The sequence below is a fragment of the Pseudomonas fluorescens genome (genome assembly GCF_012974785.1).
GTDB classification, from domain to species: domain Bacteria; phylum Pseudomonadota; class Gammaproteobacteria; order Pseudomonadales; family Pseudomonadaceae; genus Aquipseudomonas; species Aquipseudomonas fluorescens_BT.
Window position 1 is genome coordinate 1,612,417 of record NZ_CP027561.1, and the last position, 16,336, is coordinate 1,628,752.

A 16,336-nucleotide genomic window follows, 5' to 3' on the forward strand; every position below is an offset into this window, starting at 1 on the left:
GATCCGGTTAAGGCGGGTTAGTCGGTTGAGGGCTGTGTCCAGTGAAAAGTTCAGTGTCTTTGCCGGCTCAGTCGCCGTGGCAGCAACTGGATTTTTGCGCTGCGTCATAACGATCATGATGCCGCACCCACTCCATGATCTCGTCCTCGTTCCGGCCTTTGGGCGTGAGGTCGAGAAAGTTGTAGGCGCCGACCAGCATGTCCAGACCCCGGGCGTACGTTGAGTAGGTGTGGAATATCTCGCCGTTATTGGCGCGATAAAACACGCTCAGCCCCGGCATCTCTTCCTCGGCACTGTCAGTCTTTTCATAGTTGTAGGTAGCCTTTGCGGCTTCGGCGGCTTCGGCGTCTTCTGCGTGGGCGCAAACACCAAAGTCGTAGTTAAAGTCGGAACCGTCTGACGACACCCAGTCGAACTTCCAGCCCATCCGCCGCTTGAACGCCTGGAATTCGGCAAATGGTGCGTGGGATACCGCCACCAACGCGATGTCGTGATGGGCGAGGTGCAAATTGGCGCCGTCGAAGTGGTCTGCGAGGAAGGAACAGCCCTGGCAGCCTTCTTCCCAGCCTTTGGCGAACATGAAGTGGTAAACGATGAGCTGGCTGTGGTCGCCGAACAGATCGGCCAGTTTCATTTCGCCGTCCGGCCCCATGAAACGATAGTCCTTGTCTACCTTCACCCACGGCAGAGCGCGGCGTTTGGCGCTGAGGCGGTCGCGCTCCCGGGTGAAGGCCTTTTCATCGGCCAGATGCTGCTTGCGGGCGGTGAGCCACTCTTCGCGCGACACCACCGGATGATTCTCAACGTTCATGCTGATTTCTCCTGCGGGGGTTGAAAACGTCTGTCTCAGACTAGTCGCTCGACACCAGCAAGATTCGACAGACCGCCGGTCGGTCAGGGTGATAAACGAAGCTGAACGGCTACTGCCCGCTCGGGTCACAACCTAAGACAGCGCCATTAATCACGCGCACCGGAGGTTGAATCAGGATGACGACTTATAACTGGGATTTGATTGAACGCCTGCTGCATGAAGTGCAGAACGGCGCAGGCCACAGCTTTGCGCCGCGGTCCTACGCAGAAGACTATGCGGCGGAAAAAGCGGCGGCAGGCGAGCCGATCGAGAATCTGGATCATTTGAAAACGATCGCCTGTGAATACGAGCAGAAGCTGTTGCTGCGCGGTTTTATCGAACCCCGTGGCGACGATGAGGGCAGCACCGGCAACAATTTCAGTCTGACTCCTCGTGGCTCGAGCCTGTTGAGCCTGATCGACAGCAGCATTCCCGGTAACGATCATCCGCGTCAGGTGCTGGATGAACAGGAGGATGCGCTGGATGAGGCGACGTTCGATCGTTTGGCGTCGAACGCGCAGATTGCCTGAACCCTCTGCGGGAGCCGGGTTTTCCGGCTGCCGAAGATTCAATGAATCTCAGCCAGCCTTCGCAGCTTGCAAACATTTGAGATCATTGAAGTCCTTGCGCACCCCGTCGATTTTCTTCAACAACCGCTGTCGTTGTTGTGGCGTACTCTCAGCCATCAGATCCACCGCCAGTGAACGTGCCTGCGCCTCGGTGTCGGCGTAGGCCTTGCGGTAATCCGCTGTCCATAAGCGCTCGCGGTAGACCAGAAGTGTCTCGATCCGCTGTGGGAAATCCGCACTTTTGCGCTGGGCCACGGCGGCGCTGAATTGCTGTTGCCAGTGCGCACGGTTGGCGATCCATTGAGTGTTCTGATCGCCCAGGGCTCTTGACCACGCCATTATGCGTTGCTCTTGCGTGGTGCTCAAAGGCCCGAGCCAGTCGTTGAGGCGCTTGTCCATCCGAGCGCCACGTTCGGCGATCTGCTGGGCCAGTGGTGGCTTCACATATTCCTGCTGGCGTTTGCGCAGATCCTTGGCAAACGCATCGTTCATTTCTGCGACCTGTTTGTCGTCCAGCCCTTGCAGCAACTCAATCGCCGACGGGGTAATCTGCCGGGCAGTTTCGGCAATTGCCTGCTTGGCCTCCAATGTGCGGGCCTGGAGCGCGGCGTCGGTGACCTGGTTGGTTTCGACCATGGTTTGCAGGCGATCCAGCCAGTCCAGATAACCCGGCAATTGGGTGGTGCAGTGCCAGCTCAGGTGTTCCTTGAGGCGCTCGTTGAACCAGCCTTTCTGTTCGCCGGTCATGTCCAGGTAGTCGCTGAGCGTCCATGGAATGATCACATCGAGATTGCGATAGGCGAGGCCGACGCGGCTGCACGCGCCGAGGGCGAGGGTGAAGATCAACAGGGTGGCGCAGTGTTTGAACCAGCGAGACATGAGCGAGTCCTTGCGAAAGCCTGGCGTCTGATTCTTATGTGAACGCAGGATGCTCCCGGCAGTTCAGCCAATCAATAGAACGCGCGTTCGGCCTTGAGCGTGACCAGCCCGTCGCACTGGCTGTTGTGCCCGGAATAGGCGGAGCAATCGCTGCCGCTGAGGCTGGAATTGCTGTAAGTCAGGTCCAGGTCAATGCCCATCACCGGCCGGGAAAACTTCACCGACCAATCGGTAAAACTGCTGACATACCCACCGTCCACCGAGACAGGAGTATTGAGCTGATGGGTGGTGTATTTCATGCTGATCCCGATGCCGAATGGCTGGTTGCCGCCCAGATCGGCGAACAAGGTGTTGTTCTGTTTGTCCGGGTCGTTGCTCAGTGCGATACCGAAACGGCTGCCGAGAAGGGTCAGGCCGCCGAACAGCTCCTGGCTGTCGAGGGTCTCGACCTTCGGATAGCTGTAATGGATCATCCCGACTTCGTAGCCGAGGGTTTGATCGAAAGGTTGTTTAAAGCCTACGTAGGAGTCGATCTCCAGATTCTTGCCCGGCGTCAGCCCCATGCTCGGCGCGTACTGGCCAATGTAGAGGCCGCTGTCGTGGCTCAGGTCGAGGCCGCCGTGGAACGAGCCGGCTGCCGAGGGCTTGACCAGACCCTGGGCCATGCTGCGGCTGGGCGTGGTGCCGAGTTTCAGGTCGAAGTCGCCGAGTTCGCGCTGGAAAATCTGCGCGTGCGCCACCGGGCTCGCCAGCAGTCCTGCAAGAATTAAACAGAGGGGTTTGAGCATGCGTCACTCCTTGAACAGCGAGCGCAGGGCGACGTACCTGCTGAAACGCTTGATCCAGACGCGTGCAAGAATACCGGCGAATGTGCGGCTTCGGAGGCCGTTCGTCGATTTCTGTTGTTTTGTTGAGTTTGATTAAACGCGACAGAGGCGGTGAGAGGGTTCCGGTCCAGACGCTTCGAAGCTCAAAGCGTCTTGGGACTGGTGTGTTGCGGGGGGGATTACTTCTTGCCCAGGCTGATCTGCTTGGACGGGCCGAACGTCTGGCCGCTGACGCCCTTGGCAATTTGCTGGATCTCGCCGCCGGACTTGAGGAATGCCGCGATCTGATCGTTGATCGATTCGCTGGTCTCAACGGCTGGAGCTGGCTTTGCTTTGCTGGTGGATGCTTTTACACGCATGGCGGCCATTAACCTGTAGAAAAGTAACTCGGCCAGGCATCGTACAGGAATAACTTGACAATTGCTTGGTAAATATCCCCCGAAATAACCAACCTTGTTCGTGGATTATTCTTCGCTCAATAATTGAAATACCTCGCTAACCTGCTGTTTTAAATAAAAACATCGCTCGAGATCGGCATGATTTTCAACGGTCGGGAGCGGAGGAAAATCGCTGGGCCGGTCTGACGAATGGTGCCCGCTCGGCGGCAAACCTAGAAAAATCAAGGCTTCGCGCAGATTTCCGTCGAGGTCAGGATCTGGCGCCCGACGAAGCCGGCAAAAACGGGTAGAATGCCGCCCACGCAATGAGGGTATTGGAAATGGCTTTAGTCGGGCGTTACAACAGTTTGCAAGTGGTGAAACACACTAACTTCGGTTTATATCTGGACGGCGGTGCCGACGGCGAAATTCTTTTGCCCAACCGTTATATTCCTAAAGATATTCCCAGCGAAGATGAAGACTGGCTCAATGTTTTCATTTATCTGGACAGCGATGACAAACTAATTGCCACCACTGAAAAACCGAAAGTTCAGGTCGGTGAATTTGCCAGTTTGAAAGTTGTTGAAATCAACAGTATCGGTGTGTTCCTCGATTGGGGGTTGCCAAAGGATCTGTTGCTGCCTTACTCCGAAGAAAAACGTCAGATGACCGCTGGCGAATACTGCGTGGTGCACGTCTACCTCGACAAACACACCCGCCGCATCACCGCCACTGCGCGACTGGATCGCTACCTCGACAAGACCCCGGCCAACTACAGCGCCGGTCAGGAAGTCGATCTGCTGGTGGCCGAAGCCACCGACATGGGCTTCAAGGCGATCATCAACAACAAGCACTGGGGCCTGATTCACAAGAACGAAATCTTCAAGTTCATGCGCTCCGGCATGCGCGAGAAAGGCTTCATCAAGGAAGTGCGCGCCGACGGCAAGATCAGCCTGAGCCTGCAACCGGTGGGGCAGGAGGCGGCCAGCAGTCTGAGTTCGAAGATCCTCGCCAGGCTGCGCGAAAGCAACGGCACCCTGGCCGTCAGCGACAAGAGCGATCCGGCCCTGATCAGCAGCCTGTTCGGTGTCAGCAAGGGCAACTTCAAGAAGGCCATCGGTTCCTTGTACAAGGAAGGCAAGATCGTCATTCATGCCGATCGTATTGAACTAACCTGAGCCTGACGTGGCCCATGTTGCATGGGCTCACTTGAGGTCGGGCAGATGAAAAAAGCGCTGATTGCCTATGTCGCCACGTTACTGACGTTTCTACTGCTGGACGGCATCTGGCTCGGCGTGTTGATGGCGCCGACCTATCGCGAACTGCTCGGTTCGCTGATGCTCGAAAAACCGTTGCTGGTGCCGGCAGCGGTTTTTTATTGCCTGTACGTGTTTGGCTGTGTGGTGTTCGTGGTGTTGCCGGCGATGACCTGGCAACGCGCTGCCCGCTTGGGTGCGCTGCTCGGGCTGGTCGCTTACGGCACCTATGATCTGACCAACTGGGCGACGTTGCGCGGCTGGTCGGTGCAGGTGACATTGATGGATTGGGCCTGGGGGACGTTTGCCACGGCGCTGGCCTGTACGGTCGGATTTGTCGTGACCGGCCGGTATGGCGGGTCAGCCCGTCACCGCTGACGTTTCAGGAGAACGAAGTGTCTCTTCCAGACGGCTTTTTCTGGCCAACTGGTTAATAATCCCCGAGACCATTTTTCGCCCCGGACGAAGAGCCGGGGCTTTGTTTTGATCTTTGGAAAAACTGCCATGTGGTGTGTATTCGAGGTGCTGCGGTGAGCGTCAGTCGGCGGAGTGCCGACGGCTTTGCCCTGCAAGTGATGATCGGCCTGTGCCTGATCTGGGGCGTGCAGCAGGTGATGATCAAGTGGGCGGCGACCGATATCGCGCCGGTGATGCAGGCGGCGGGGCGGTCGGGAATTTCCGCGTTGCTCGTGGGCTTGCTGATTTGCTGGAAGGGCGGCTGGGATCAGGTCGGCACGACCTGGCGCGGCGGTTTACTGGCCGGTGCCTTGTTCGGGCTGGAGTTCTTCTTCATCTCCGAAGGCTTGCAGCTGACCACTGCAGCGCACATGTCGGTGTTCCTCTATACCGCGCCGATCTTCACTGCGCTGGGCGTGCATTTTCTGTTGCCCAGCGAGCGTCTGCGGCCGGTGCAATGGCTGGGGATCCTCATGGCATTCGTCGGGATTGCCGTGGCGTTTGCCGGCGGCGTGTCGTGGGACAACCTCGATCACCGCATGCTGCTGGGCGATGCCCTCGGCGTGCTGGCCGGCGCCAGTTGGGGGGCGACCACCGTAGTGGTGCGCGCCTCGCGCCTGTCGGAAGCGCCGGTGACGCTGACTCTGTTTTATCAGCTGATCGTCGGTTTCGTCGGCCTGCTGTTGATCGCACTGCTCAGCGGCCAGATCACCCACGTCAGCCTGACCGCCGTGGCCGTGGGCAGCGTGCTGTTCCAGGGGCTGGTGGTGTCGTTCTTCAGTTACCTGACCTGGTTCTGGCTGCTGCGCCGTTATCTGGCGGCCAACCTCGCCGTGTTTTCCTTCATGACGCCGTTGTTCGGCGTCACGTTCGGCGTGGTGTTGCTCGGCGAAGAGTTGAGCCTGAACTTCATTATCGGCGCCGTGCTGGTGTTGCTTGGCATCACCTTCGTCAGCGCGGAACAGTGGGTGCGTCGGCGTTTGCGCAAGGCGCTCGGTCAGCCGTAACCGATTTGCACGCCAGCCCGCCGGCGATCAGCAAGCCGCTGCCGGCGAGTACCAACGCCGGTTGCAGGCCACCGCTGAAATGGCTGCTGACCGCCGCCAGCAACGGCCCGCTGAGCTGGCCGACGGCGAAACACGCAGTCAGCAGGCCGGCGTTACGCTGGGTGGCGTGGGGCGCCAGTTCCCGGGAGCGTTGCATCACCAGTTGCATGCAGGCCAGGAACGGCGTGCCGCACAGGATCACGCCCAAAGCCAGACCGAGGCCGCTGCCCAACAGGCAGGCAAACACCCCGGCAGCCTGCAACCATAGCGTCGCCATCAACCAGTGCCGGGTGGTGTCCGGATCGTGCCGACGCAGACTCACCAGCAACACCCCGATCGAAGCGCCGAGGCCGAAGCACGGCCAGAACAGATCGGCCTGCCATTGCCCGTGAAACTGCGCGTTGGCCATTTGCGACAGAAACGTGGCCGGAATGATGTAGCCCACGCCGTAAAAGGCATACACCACCGCCAGACGCCCAATTCCACGATCCGACGAACTTGCGGCAGTCGGTGCGGCCGGCACACCGACGCCCGGTTGCGGCAGAATCCGCACGATCCCCAGCAACATCACCAGCGCCACGGCGGCATAGATCAGCCACAAAGTGGCGGAAGTTTGCTGCGCCAGATGTGAGAACAGCGCCAGCAACCCGGTCAGAAAAATCCCCAGCCCCGGCCCGGCAAACACCAACGCCCCCAACCGTGGACGACCGGCCGCCGCAGCCAGTGGCTGACTCAGTGCCGTAATCATCACCAGCACCCAGGCGCTCGCCACACCGGTGCCGAAACGCAGCAGCAGATGCGACCAGAAACCGTTGGCCCAGAACGACGCCAGCGTCAGCAGCACACACAACCACAGGCCGCCGTGCAGACGCCGCTGCACTTGATCCGGCCGCCGGGAAAGCATCGCATCCAGCGCCCCGAGCAGGTAACCGAGGTAGTTGGCCGCCGCAATCAGACCGGCGGCCGTCAGGTCGATCTGGCCTTCACTGAGCAGGTGCGGCAGTTGCGGGGTGAGGGCGAAACGCCCGATGCCCATGGCCATCATCAGGGCAATGAAACAGGCGGATAAGCGAATCAGGGGTGACATGGTCTGAATTCCGTTGGAGGTTCAATGACCGTCAGGCTAGGACTGATTGACTTTCTTTAAAATTGAATAATAGTGAGTAACTTGTTCTGTTCAGGAGAAAGGTTGTGGAGTTCAGCCAGCTGCGAATCTTCCAGGCCGTGGCGCAGGAGGGCTCTATCACCCGTGCCGCCGAACGTTTGCACCGCGTGCCGTCGAACCTGTCGACCCGGCTCAAACAGCTGGAGGAGCAACTGGGTGTCGAACTGTTCGTCCGTGAGCGTCAGCGTTTGCAGTTGTCGCCTGCGGGAAAAGTCCTGCTGGACTACACCGGCAAACTGTTCGCCCTGCGCGATCAGGCCAGTGCGGCGGTGATGGGCGGGCAACCGGCGGGGGATTTCGTGCTCGGCACCCTGTACAGCACCGCGGCGATCCATTTGCCGGCGCTGCTGGCGCGGTATCACAAGCAGTATCCGGCAGTGAATCTGCAGGTGCAGTCCGGGCCCAGTGGCGAATTGCTGGAAGGTTTGCTCACCGGGCGGCTGGACGCGGCACTGGTGGATGGCCCGCCGCAGCTGGCCGGGATCGACGGGGTGCCGCTGTGCAATGAGCGGCTGGTGCTGATCAGCGAGCCGGATCACCCGCCGGTGCGCAGTGCCAAGGATGTCGAGGGGCGGGCGGTGTTTACCTTTCGTCATGGTTGCGCCTACCGGGCGCGGCTGGAGTCGTGGTTCGCTCACTATCACGCGGCGATGGGCCGGGCGATGGAGATCGAGTCCTATCAGGGCATGCTCGCCTGTGTGATTGCCGGCAGCGGCGTGGCACTGATGTCGGAGTCGATGCTCGCCAGTCTGCCGGGGCGTGAAAGTGTCGCGGTGCACTCGCTGGCCGAGCCTTTTGCCAGTGCGACAACCTGGCTCATGTGGCGTCGGGGGATGGTCGGCGCCAACCTCAATGCCTGGATTGAACAGCAGCAGGCGCTCTATCCCGTGGCTGGCGAAGATACCCGGGAAACGGCTTGAACGAACGGTCAGGGATTTTGATCCATTCAGTAACAGATCATTGCGGATTTGGCCGAGCATTGCGTAGGACTTCGGACTATTATCAGTGCGAAGCGGCCTCAGAATTCCGGACGCTCAGCACCACCCTGAAGGGGGCATGACGATGAAAGAGAAAATTCAAAACTGGCTGCACGATTTGGGTGTTGCCCTCGGCTTGATCGAACCGCCTCTGCAACCGGTCCCGATTCGCACTGACGACGAACAGCGTCGGCGTCAGCAGCGTCGGCGCTAATGCCCCGATCTGAATAACAACGATTTGAAGTTAAAGAGATCGCAGCCTTCGTCAACGCCTGCATGAAACCGTGCAGGCGTTGACGAAGACTGCGATCTTTTGCTTTTCAGTGTCGCCCGATCTCGATCAGAAAGCGGCTCAAGTCGTTCGCGGTTTTCGCGTTCTTGAGCATGTGATCTTCTTCGGCGGTGAATGCCGTCAGTCCGAATTCGTCTTCCAGATGGAAGATCAGGTCTTCGATATCCGCCTTCTCCAGACCCAACTCCGCCAGGCTGGTGCGGTCATTGAAGTCTTGGTTTTCCAGCAGACGCTTGATGAACCTGTGGACGGCGGCACGCACGGCAGCTCTTCTCATGGCAGATCTTTTTTGGGTAGGTCTGACTGGAGTACAGCAGGCCTCAGGCGTGTCGGCGCAACCATTCGTCAATCATCGAACGTAAATGCTCTCCTGAGAAACTGCCGAAATGCCCGCCATGCACGGTACGGATCGGCAACGCCTGCAAGCGTCGCAGGCTGGCGGCGTAGTCCTCGAGATTCGAGTGGTAGGCGTCTTCAATCAGCGGCCCGTCGTAGATGATGTCGCCGCTGAACAAGGTTTCGCTGGCCACTTCGTAGAGGCTGATCCCGCCCGGCGAATGCCCCGGCGTGTGCAGCACCTGCAGCGTGCGGTTGCCCAGGTCCAGCACATCGCCGTCCTCGACAAAACCCGTGGCCGGTGCCGCCTTGACCCGGTATTCGGCGTAGCACAACGGGCAATCCGGGTGCGCCTCGAACATGTCGTCGCCGACGAAGGCCCGGCTCAAGTCATTCTCGCCATCCGGTGCTGCCAGAATGTCTGCCTCGGCGGGATGTACCAGCCGTTCGGCGAACTCGTGATGCCCGGCGATGTGATCGAAATGGCAATGACTGGCCACCGCCACCAGCGGCCGTTCGGTCAGCCACGGCAATTGCTCGCGCAGGCTGACCAGCCCGGAACCGCTGTCGAGCAGCAAATCCTTGTCACGCCCCTGAACATGCCAGAGGTTGCAGCGGTAGAACGGGCGGATGAATGGTTCGTGGATCAGGCGAATGTCATCGCTCAGGTTTTGCACTTCGAACCACTGATCGCGAGAAACAATCTTCATAAGCACTTTCCTTGAGACGAAAAAAACGGGTGTGGCAACCGACGCCACACCCGCCGAAGAAAGTTGTTGCTACGGCTTCAGCTTAGATCGCGCTCGCCACGGTCGCCGGGCGACGGGAAAACAGGCTGACCACCACAAAACTCACCAGCCCCACAGCCAGGCTGTAGTAGATCGGCGTGTTGGCATCCAGACCGTCCTTGACCATGAACAGCAGGGCGGTGGCGAAGCCCAGGCCCATGCTGGCGATGGCGCCGGCGGTGGTGGCGCGCTTCCAGAAGATCGCGCCGATCAGCGGGATCAGCATGCCGCCCACCAGCAGGTTGTAAGCGAGGGTCAGGGCGCTGATCACGTCATTGACCACCAGCGCGATACCCAGCACCACGACACCGGTCAGTAGGGTGAACAGACGGTTCACACCCAGGCTCGATTGTTTGCCACCCCGCAGTTTCGGCAGCAGGTCTTCGGTCAGGGTGGTGGCAGCGGCGAGCAGACCGGCGCTGGCGGTAGACATCATCGCAGCCAGAGCAGCGGCGATCACCAGACCCCGGATGCCATCCGGGAGCGACAGTTTGACGATCGCGGCGAAGGCGTTGTTGACGTTGTCCAGATCCGGAATCAGTACGTGCGCCGCCATGCCGATCAGGGCACAGGCCAGACCGTAAAGGATGCAGTAGATGCCCGCGAAGCTACCGGCGTACTGAGCCACTTTTTCGTTCTTGACGGTGAACACCCGTTGCCAGATGTCCTGACCGATCAGGATGCCGAAGAAGTAGATCATGAAGTAGGTGATGATCGTGTCCCAGCCGATGGTGGTGAAGTTGAATGCCGCAGCCGGCAGCTTCAGCACCAGTTCGTCCCAGCCGCCGACGCGGTACAGGCAGATCGGCAACAGGATGAACATCAGGCCGACGGTCTTGATGATGAACTGGACGATGTCGGTCAGGGTCAGCGACCACATGCCGCCGATGGCCGAGTAGACCACCACGACGCCACCGCCGAGCAGTACCGAGACCCAGAACGGCAGGCCGAACAGCACTTGCAGCACGGTGCCGATGGCGAGGATCGAGGTCACGCCGATCATCAGCGCATAGGCCAGCATGATCGCCGCGCTCGCCGAGCGGGCCATCGGGTTGTAGCGTTTTTCCAGGACCTGGGTAACGGTGTAGATCTTCAGTTTCAGCAGCGGCTTGGCCAGGAACAGGTTCAGCGCCACGATGCCGCAACCCAGTGCCGCGCACAGCCAGAAGCCGGAAATGCCGTGCACGTAGCCCAGACGCACGGTGCCGACGGTAGACGCGCCACCCAGAACGGTCGCCGCCATGGTGCCCATGTACAGGCTCGGGCCGAGGTTACGTCCGGCGACGAGAAAGTCCTCGTTGGTCTTGGCTTTGCGCATGCCGAAATAGCCGAGCAACAGCATGCCGGCCGCGTAGATGAGGACGACGAATAAATCCAAAGCCATGATGGCGTGTCTCCGATTGTCTTTTTTATGGTGAAACAAAAATCATTTTTTCCTTGTGGGAGCGAGCCTGCTCGCGATAGCGATTTTTCAGTCACATCGATGTTGGATGTGCTGCCGTCATCGCGAGCAGGCTCGCTCCCACAGGGGGGATGGTGTCAGGCTGGCTGACGCATTTCAGGCTTTGCTGCTGTGGCAGCACCCTGGCTCCGGGGATCCTTCGGGCCGTAGACCAGCGCCGGTTCCGGGAACAGGCTCAGCAGCATCAGGTACATCACCGAGGCCAGCCCGAGGGTCACCAGCAGGCTGATGTCGATGCCGCCGGCCAGTTCACCGAGCGGGCCGACGAACTGCCCCGGCAGGTTGACGAAGCACAGGCCGACCGCCGCGCTCGGGATCCAGGCACCCAGGCCGCGCCAGTTCCAGCCGTGGCTGAACCAATAGCGTCCGCCTTGCTCACCACGCGTGAACACTTGCAGGTCGTCCGGGCAGTAGAAGCCGCGACGCACCACCAGGCCGATGATCATGATCACCATCCACGGGGTGGTGCAGGTGATGATCAGCACGGCGAAGGTCGACACGCTCTGCACCAGGTTCGCCGCAAAGCGCCCGATGAAGATGAAGGCAATCGACAGCACGCCAATCAGCAGCGTCGCCTTCACTCGCGACAGCAGACGCGGGAACACGCTCGACATGTCCAGCCCGGTGCCATACAGCGACGTGGTGCCGGTGGACATGCCGCCGATCACCGCAATCAGGCACACCGGCAGGAAGAACCAGCTCGGCGACACCGCCAGCAGACCGCCGACGTAGTTGTTGGCCGCGATGTAGTCCGGTGCCTGGATCGCCACGATGGTCGCGGTGGTCAGGCCGAACAGGAACGGGATGAACGTAGCAATCTGCGACAGAATCACCGCCGCCATGATCCGCTTGCGCGAAGTTTCACGCGGGATGTAGCGGGCCCAGTCGCCGAGGAACGCGCCGAAGGAAATCGGGTTGCTCATGGCCACCAGCGCGGCGCCGATGAACGCGGCCCAGAAACCCGGCTGGCCGAGGCTGACGGTGCCGACGTAGTGCGAATCGAAGGGACCGGCGAAGGCGAAGATGCCCAGCAGGAACAGCAGGCTCGCGCTCCACACCGCGACTTTGTTCACCCACAGCAGGAAGCGGAAGCCGTAGATGCACACGGTCAGCACCAGAATCGCGAACAGACCGTAGGCCAGGCCCAGGGTCAGGTCGGTTTCCGGCAGGCCGATCAGGCGTTTCGCACCACCGATCAGCGCATCTCCCGAACTCCACACCGAGAGCGAGAAGAAGGCGATGGCGGTCAGCAACGACAGGAACGAACCGACGATCCGCCCGTGCACGCCGAAGTGCGCACCGGACGACACGGCATTGTTGGTGCCGTTGAGCGGGCCGAACAGGCCCATCGGTGCGAGGATCAGCGAGCCGAGCAGCACACCCGCGACAATCGCCCAGACGCCCGCCTGAAAGGACAGGCCGAACAGCACCGGGAAACTGCCGAGCACGGCGGTGGCAAAGGTATTCGCGCCGCCAAAGATCATGCGGAACAAGTCCACGGGACCGGCGGTGCGTTCGTTGTCCGGGATCTGTTCGACCCCGTGGGTTTCAATCTGCGTAAGGCTTTGGTCTTTGTTGTTGTTATTCATGATCTGCTCCGATCATAAAGGCGCGCTCATCGTGCGTGAGGCGTCACCTGTTTGGCTAAGGGGGTGGCAGCCCTTCCGGCATTGCGGACAAATGTTCGTGGCAGGCCAGCCAATGGCCTTGTTGTTCTAGGCTCGACGCTTGTTTCCTGAAAACAATCGTCTCGCGCTCCTGGCTGAAGTGTTGCTCCCCTTGCATGCGCAGCTCGGTGGCCACGTCATGGATGAAAATCGCCATGTCACCCTGCAGGCTGACGAAGGCGTTGCTCGAGGTGCAGGACAGCACCTCGAAGCCATCCTCGGCGCGCCAGCTGTCCCACAACGCCTGATAGGCATCGCGCGACAGCAGGGGCTGTTCGAGGGTGTAGAACACGAAGCTGGCATCGGCGCTGAACGCGCCGAAGTAGGCTTCGCGATCGTTGCGGGCGAAGGCGGACACCAGATCGGCGGCCGCTTTCAGAACCTGATCACGTTCGTTCATGACCCGACCCTCAGCGGTGGACCACACCCGGCAGTACGCAGAGCATTTCGTACAGCAGGTTGGCGGCCAGCAGCGAGGTGTTGCCGGTGGTGTCATAAGCGGGCGAGACTTCTACCAGATCGCAGCCGATCAGGTCGAGGCCCTGGCAGCCGCGAACGATTTCAATCGCCTGAATGGTCGTCAGACCACCGATTTCCGGGGTGCCGGTGCCAGGCGCCCAGGCCGGGTCGATGCCGTCGATGTCAAAGCTCAGGTACACCGGACCGCCACCGACTTTCTCGCGCACTTCGGCCATCAGCGGTGCCAGCGACTTGTGCCAGCACTCTTCGGCTTGAACAACGCGAAAGCCCTGATCGCGGCTCCAGTTGAAGTCGTCAGCGGTGTAGCCCTGCGCCCGCAGACCAATCTGCACCACGCGGTCGCAGTCCAGAAGACCTTCTTCGACGGCGCGACGGAAGGTCGTGCCGTGGGCGATTTTCTCGCCGAACATGTGATCGTTGACGTCAGCGTGGGCGTCGATGTGGACCAGACCGACCTTGCCGTGCTTTTTGTGGATGGCACGCAGGATCGGCAGGGTGATGGTGTGGTCGCCGCCCAGGGTCATCGGGATCACGTTGTGCTCGAGGATGTTGTCGTAGGCTTCTTCGATGATGCGCACGGCGTCGAGCAGGTTGAAGGTGTTGATCGCCACGTCACCGATGTCGGCAACCGACAGCGAGTCGAACGGCGCAGCGCCGGTGGCCATGTTGTACGGGCGGATCATCACCGATTCGGTGCGGATGTCGCGTGGCCCGAAGCGGGTGCCGGGGCGCAGCGAAGTACCGATGTCCAGCGGCACGCCAACGAAGGCAGCGTCCAGGCCGGCAGCGGTCGGTACATGGGGGAGTCGGAGCATGGTGGCGATGCCGCCGAAGCGCGGCATTTCGTTGCCGCCCAGTGGTTGGTGAAGAATCTTGTCCACGGGTAGGGCCTCATCGTCTTTGTTTTATTTATGTCGGCGCACCGCATTCGCAAGGTCACGGGCACCGCTGTGGGCCGATTCTGCGAAATGTAGTGGGGCGGAAGAATCGCTACGGGCAAATACTTAGTTCAGAATTTTCTAAACTAATGGAGAGGGGCGGGATAGACTTTGTGCGCCTTGGGTTTGTGATCGGCTGAACATCGCCGCCCTCATCGGAACGCCGCCCGCCCAGCCCTCTCCCGGAGGGAGAGGGGGCCGATCGAGTTGCCCGGATGAATGACATCGACCTGAAATATCGAGCCGAACTCGGGAGAATCGTGAGACAGACGCAGGATTTGAAGGCCATGGAGATCGGCTCCCTTTCCCCCTCTCCCCTTTGGGGAGAGGGCTGGGGTGAGGGGTGGATTGACCAGACAACACAGTTCCAAAGCCCGGAGTAGACATGGCCAACGCTTTACCCGACCTGAAACTGTTGCGCATCTTCGTCAGCGTCGTGCGTCATCAGGGGTTTGCCAACGCGCAGCAGGAACTCAACCTGTCGACCTCGGCGATCAGCACCTACATGAGTCAGCTCGAAACTGCGCTGGGTCTGGTGCTGTGTCATCGCGGGCGCGGCGGTTTCAGCCTGACCAGCAAGGGCGAGCTGTTCCATCAGGAAACCCTGCGTCTGCTGGCCGAGCTCGAAGGTTTCGAGCAATACGCCGCCGCGCTCAAGGGTGAACTGCGCGGCACGCTCAATCTGGGGGTGATCGACTCGACGGTCAGCGACAAGGCCTTGCCGTTCGCCGAAGCCATTGGCGCCTACAGCCAGGAACACCCGGCGGTGCATTTGCATTTGTCGGTGATGAGCCCGTATGAACTGCAACTCGGCGTGCAGGACAACCGTCTCGATCTGGCCATCGGCGCGTTTTCCACACGCATGAGCGGTCTGGTGTACATGCCGCTGTACCGCGAGCAGCACTGGCTGTATTGCAGCAACCGTCACCCGTTGTTCAACGAGCGGCGGATTCCCGAGCAGGTCATTACCCAGCAACGCATGGTCGGTCGTGGCTACTGGAGCCAGGCGGAACTGGCGCGCCACGGTTTCAAACACAGCGCCGCAACCGTGGAAAGTATGGAGGCGCAGCTGATTCTGGTGCTGTCCGGCGCCTACATCGGTTACCTGCCGGAGCACTACGCCCAGGCCTGGGCCGACAAGGGCGATTTGCGGGTTTTGCTGCCGGCGACCTTCGGTTATCAGGCGCCGTTTTCGATGATCATGCGCCGAGGCCGCAGCCGCGAGCCGCTGATCCAGACCTTCCGCGACCTGCTCAAAGCGCAGCTCAATCAGGCATAAGAACATGTCCAGACCCCAATGCCCGCGCTGCCTGCGCCCACAAACCCATTGCCTGTGCCCGCTGATCCCGAGTCTCGACAGCCGCACCCGAGTGTTGCTGTTGCAGCACCCGAGCGAGGTCAATCACGCGCTCAACACGGCACGACTGGCGGCGCTCGGTTTGAATAATGCCGAACTGATCGTCGGTGAAGTGTTCGAGGATCTGCCCGCGCTGTTGAACCGGCCAGGCTATCGGGCGCGGTTGCTGTTTCCGGCGGACGATGCACAGCCGATGCAGGCTTACACCGCATCGGATGAGCCGTTACTGCTGGTGGTGCCCGACGGCACGTGGCGCAAGGCGCGCAAGATGTTGCATCTGAATCCGCTGCTGGCGGCGTTGCCCCGGGTGACGCTGGCGCAGGGCGGGGTTTCCCGGTATCGGTTGCGCAAGGCACCGGGGCCGGGGGCGTTGTCGACCATCGAGGCGATTGTTCAGGCGTTGCAGACGCTGGAAGCACCGACGTCGTTCGAGCCGTTGCTCAAGCCGTTCGAGGCGTTGATCGAAGGGCAGATTGCAGCGATGGGGGAAGAGGTTTTTCAGCGTAATCATGGCGACAGATAGTCGTTGTCTGAGCTGGCCTCTTCGCGAGCAAGCCCGCTCCCACAGGGAACGCATTTCAAATGTGGGAGCGGGCTTGCCCGCGAAGAGGCCA

General features: G+C 60.5%; 19 protein-coding genes. 8 read left to right on the plus strand and 11 right to left on the minus strand.

The annotated features are described in order from the left end of the window. Window positions 1-67: 67 nt before the first annotated feature. Window positions 68-811 carry a DUF899 domain-containing protein gene (locus C6Y56_RS07290; RefSeq protein ID WP_169429317.1) on the minus strand — a complete coding sequence of 248 codons (744 nt, stop codon included), beginning with the start codon at window positions 809-811 and terminating at the stop codon, window positions 68-70. Window positions 812-987: 176 nt separating this feature from the next. On the opposite strand from C6Y56_RS07290, the gene C6Y56_RS07295 reads away from it, so the two are divergent. Further along, window positions 988-1,380, plus strand: a complete 393-nt coding sequence (locus C6Y56_RS07295) for a transcriptional regulator (protein WP_169429318.1) — start codon at window positions 988-990, stop codon at window positions 1,378-1,380. Window positions 1,381-1,428: 48 nt separating this feature from the next. Here the strand turns inward: C6Y56_RS07295 and C6Y56_RS07300 are convergent, their stop codons facing one another. The 3 genes from C6Y56_RS07300 to C6Y56_RS07310 all read right to left on the minus strand — a co-directional run bounded on the left by C6Y56_RS07300 (window position 1,429) and on the right by C6Y56_RS07310 (window position 3,493). Further along, complete coding sequence (locus C6Y56_RS07300; protein ID WP_169429319.1) at window positions 1,429-2,298, minus strand: DUF6279 family lipoprotein; 870 nt, start codon at window positions 2,296-2,298, stop codon at window positions 1,429-1,431. 71 nt (window positions 2,299-2,369) lie between these two features. After that, window positions 2,370-3,086, minus strand: a complete 717-nt coding sequence (locus C6Y56_RS07305) for a TorF family putative porin (RefSeq protein WP_169429320.1) — start codon at window positions 3,084-3,086, stop codon at window positions 2,370-2,372. A gap of 218 nt (window positions 3,087-3,304) precedes the next feature. Beyond that, window positions 3,305-3,493, minus strand: a complete 189-nt coding sequence (locus C6Y56_RS07310) for a hypothetical protein (protein WP_016985943.1) — start codon at window positions 3,491-3,493, stop codon at window positions 3,305-3,307. A 350-nt stretch (window positions 3,494-3,843) separates the two neighbouring features. Between C6Y56_RS07310 and C6Y56_RS07315 the strand changes: the two genes are divergently transcribed. The 3 genes from C6Y56_RS07315 (at window position 3,844) to C6Y56_RS07325 (ending at window position 6,221) form a co-directional block, all read left to right on the plus strand. Further along, window positions 3,844-4,680 (plus strand): CvfB family protein, encoded by an 837-nt coding sequence (locus C6Y56_RS07315; protein ID WP_169429321.1) that lies wholly within the window; start codon window positions 3,844-3,846, stop codon window positions 4,678-4,680. A gap of 45 nt (window positions 4,681-4,725) precedes the next feature. After that, window positions 4,726-5,136 (plus strand): DUF2177 family protein, encoded by a 411-nt coding sequence (locus C6Y56_RS07320; RefSeq protein WP_169429322.1) that lies wholly within the window; start codon window positions 4,726-4,728, stop codon window positions 5,134-5,136. Window positions 5,137-5,288: 152 nt separating this feature from the next. Further along, a complete protein-coding gene (locus tag C6Y56_RS07325) occupies window positions 5,289-6,221 on the plus strand; it encodes a DMT family transporter (RefSeq protein WP_169429323.1) in 933 nt (310 codons plus the stop codon). On the opposite strand, the gene C6Y56_RS07330 is transcribed toward C6Y56_RS07325, so the two are convergent. Beyond that, entirely contained in the window at window positions 6,166-7,347 is a 1,182-nt protein-coding gene (locus C6Y56_RS07330; RefSeq protein ID WP_169429324.1) for an MFS transporter, read from the minus strand. The genes C6Y56_RS07325 and C6Y56_RS07330 overlap by 56 nt on opposite strands. Window positions 7,348-7,451: 104 nt before the next feature. On the opposite strand from C6Y56_RS07330, the gene ptrR reads away from it, so the two are divergent. Beyond that, window positions 7,452-8,345 (plus strand): putrescine utilization regulator PtrR, encoded by an 894-nt coding sequence (ptrR, locus tag C6Y56_RS07335; RefSeq protein ID WP_169429325.1) that lies wholly within the window; start codon window positions 7,452-7,454, stop codon window positions 8,343-8,345. A gap of 142 nt (window positions 8,346-8,487) precedes the next feature. Next, the gene (locus C6Y56_RS29370; protein WP_007914492.1) at window positions 8,488-8,616 is read left to right on the plus strand and encodes a PA1414 family protein; all 129 of its coding nucleotides are present in this window, start codon (window positions 8,488-8,490) and stop codon (window positions 8,614-8,616) included. A gap of 106 nt (window positions 8,617-8,722) precedes the next feature. Here the strand turns inward: C6Y56_RS29370 and C6Y56_RS07340 are convergent, their stop codons facing one another. The 6 genes from C6Y56_RS07340 to speB form a co-directional block, all read right to left on the minus strand. Then, window positions 8,723-8,971, minus strand: a complete 249-nt coding sequence (locus C6Y56_RS07340; protein ID WP_169429326.1) for an acyl carrier protein — start codon at window positions 8,969-8,971, stop codon at window positions 8,723-8,725. Between the two features lie 43 nt (window positions 8,972-9,014). Continuing rightward, window positions 9,015-9,740, minus strand: a complete 726-nt coding sequence (locus C6Y56_RS07345) for an MBL fold metallo-hydrolase (RefSeq protein WP_169429327.1) — start codon at window positions 9,738-9,740, stop codon at window positions 9,015-9,017. Between the two features lie 82 nt (window positions 9,741-9,822). Beyond that, a complete protein-coding gene (locus tag C6Y56_RS07350; protein WP_169429328.1) occupies window positions 9,823-11,202 on the minus strand; it encodes a sodium:solute symporter in 1,380 nt (459 codons plus the stop codon). 155 nt (window positions 11,203-11,357) lie between these two features. Then, the gene (locus tag C6Y56_RS07355) at window positions 11,358-12,869 is read right to left on the minus strand and encodes a purine-cytosine permease family protein (protein WP_169429329.1); all 1,512 of its coding nucleotides are present in this window, start codon (window positions 12,867-12,869) and stop codon (window positions 11,358-11,360) included. 55 nt (window positions 12,870-12,924) lie between these two features. Further along, on the minus strand, window positions 12,925-13,347 hold the full coding sequence (locus C6Y56_RS07360; protein WP_169429330.1) for a YybH family protein: 423 nt from the start codon (window positions 13,345-13,347) through the stop codon (window positions 12,925-12,927). Window positions 13,348-13,357: 10 nt separating this feature from the next. Then, a complete protein-coding gene (speB, locus tag C6Y56_RS07365; RefSeq protein ID WP_003222717.1) occupies window positions 13,358-14,308 on the minus strand; it encodes an agmatinase in 951 nt (316 codons plus the stop codon). Window positions 14,309-14,750: 442 nt separating this feature from the next. On the opposite strand from speB, the gene C6Y56_RS07370 reads away from it, so the two are divergent. Continuing rightward, window positions 14,751-15,644 carry a LysR family transcriptional regulator gene (locus tag C6Y56_RS07370; protein ID WP_169429331.1) on the plus strand — a complete coding sequence of 298 codons (894 nt, stop codon included), beginning with the start codon at window positions 14,751-14,753 and terminating at the stop codon, window positions 15,642-15,644. Window positions 15,645-15,648: 4 nt separating this feature from the next. Beyond that, window positions 15,649-16,245, plus strand: coding sequence for a tRNA-uridine aminocarboxypropyltransferase (locus tag C6Y56_RS07375; protein ID WP_169429332.1), 597 nt, complete (start codon window positions 15,649-15,651; stop codon window positions 16,243-16,245). Window positions 16,246-16,336 lie beyond the last annotated feature (91 nt).